This window comes from Shewanella sp. SG41-4, assembly GCF_014164505.1.
Lineage (GTDB): Bacteria > Pseudomonadota > Gammaproteobacteria > Enterobacterales > Shewanellaceae > Shewanella.
In genome coordinates this window covers 1-1,892 of the sequence record NZ_JACJFI010000505.1, presented here as the reverse complement: position 1 = coordinate 1,892, position 1,892 = coordinate 1, and the positions used below count along the sequence as shown (strand labels likewise).

General features: G+C 40.9%; 1 protein-coding gene. It reads right to left on the bottom strand.

What is annotated here, in order from left to right:
* Positions 1–445: 445 nt before the first annotated feature.
* Positions 446–1,892 (bottom strand): M1 family metallopeptidase (locus tag H5202_RS21615; protein ID WP_182773859.1); only part of this gene is annotated, 1,447 nt, incomplete at its 5' end.

The following is a 1,892-nucleotide window of genomic DNA, read 5'->3' as shown; positions in this document are numbered from 1 at the left end:
TGCTTTTTCTAGCACCACAAAACTAACTTTTTCCACAGGCAATATCGGCTACATAAATCAAAAAAAGTTACTGTCACAAAATAAATAAAAAAATTTCATTTTCTGTGTGAACTTTCCTAATAACGTCCGGTCTTATTTATTGTACGAACAAGTATGTAATGAATAAGATGTAGTTTGAAATAAGTGCAGCATTATGAATTAACCTTCTCCCCCGGAGTTAATTGATTACACTGCCTAGAGATTTATCTTACTTACCTCAAGCTTCAGTTAGGATTGAGTTACTGCTACACCGTTTTAATGTTCATTGTTCATCATCATCCCCATTGGGAAGTGTTAACACGCTAGCGCACCGTTAATGACAACCCGTAAAGAGTTATTTTGGCAGCCAATATGGCTGCCATTTTTTTTGTTGATTTGGGATGCTAAAAAAATAAAAACATTAGTTTTAAAAATTCAGCAAATTATCTAGTTGAATTTGCAATGAAGGATGATATCCCGCTCGGGCTTTTGTATAAATCTCGCCTAACTCTTGCTGATAACCTGATATTTGTAATTCAACAAACAAAGGCCTCACAAATTTACCGCGGCCTATGCGGCATAAATAATCACGTAATGCCGGCAAGACAGGATCATAGTGATTACGGATCGCGACGCGATACCAATCACACGCTATTTCGGCATTGGAACTGTTTGTTAATGTAAACGTATCATCTAAATCTAATAACGTGGCTTGGGTTAACACTAGCGGTAATTGAGTAAGAAAATACTGCCAGTGGTGAACTCGCCATTCGCCCACCAACAACTCACTTGCTGAAGTTCCTTTGATAATTTCCTCAACAGCCAAATCAACTTTATCCAAGCTGCTTGATGTAGGGCCTTTAAACCATAGCGGTAATCCTTGCCCGTACACCCACTCATTGAGTTCAGAGAGGGTTAATTTATCGTGATGCTCCACCAGCAATGTCTGTTTTGCATAATCAATGAACGTTTCAGTGGTAATCGCGCTAAACGAAAAATACTCTACATAACCAAATAGAAAGCGATCAAATGCAGGCCGCCCTAATCGGCTTTCCAGTTCATGAACAAACATCGATGCTTTATCGTAAGTAAACCGATTAAATGCCAGATTAGGATCTTGATCTTGCACATTGGCTGGTAGAGTTTGGTTTGCTAAGGGAGTAGATTCGATTTCCTCTTGCAAACGTCCGAACTCGATAACCCATTCAAGTTCTGCCTGCTCTCTACCATAAATAGCTTCAACAATACGATTGGTAAAGTAAGTGGTAAACCCTTCGTTAAGCCATAAATCTCGCCAAGTTGCATTGCTGACTAAATTACCTGTCCATGAATGGGCTAATTCATGAGCAACAGTTGAAACAAGACTTTTATCCCCAGCAATTAGCGTGGGAGTCATAAACGCCAACATAGGATTTTCCATGCCTCCAAAAGGGAAGCTAGGTGGCAATACAATCATGTCATAACGGCCCCAAGCATAAGGCCCTAGTATGGACTCTGCCATCAAAATCATTGATTCAGTATCTTCAAATTCTTTAGCGGCAGCAGCAAGCATACCGGGTTCAGTATAAATACCACTTCGAGGCCCAGTGGCTTGGAAGCTTAACTCTCCAACAGCAATGGCTAATAAATGTGTTGGAATGGGTTTGCTCATGCAAAACTCAAACACACCACTATCTGGCAATTCAGGGGTATTTTCAGCACTCATAACCGCACGTAAACCTTGCGGAGCGGTAACTGTCGCATTAAACGTTATGCGTGCTTTGGGAGTGTCTTGTAAGGGTATCCAGCTACGAGCATTAATGGGTTGCGATTGGCTAAACAGATAAGGTAATTGTTTGCCTAAGGTTTGTTCCGCTGTGAGCCATTGCAGCCCC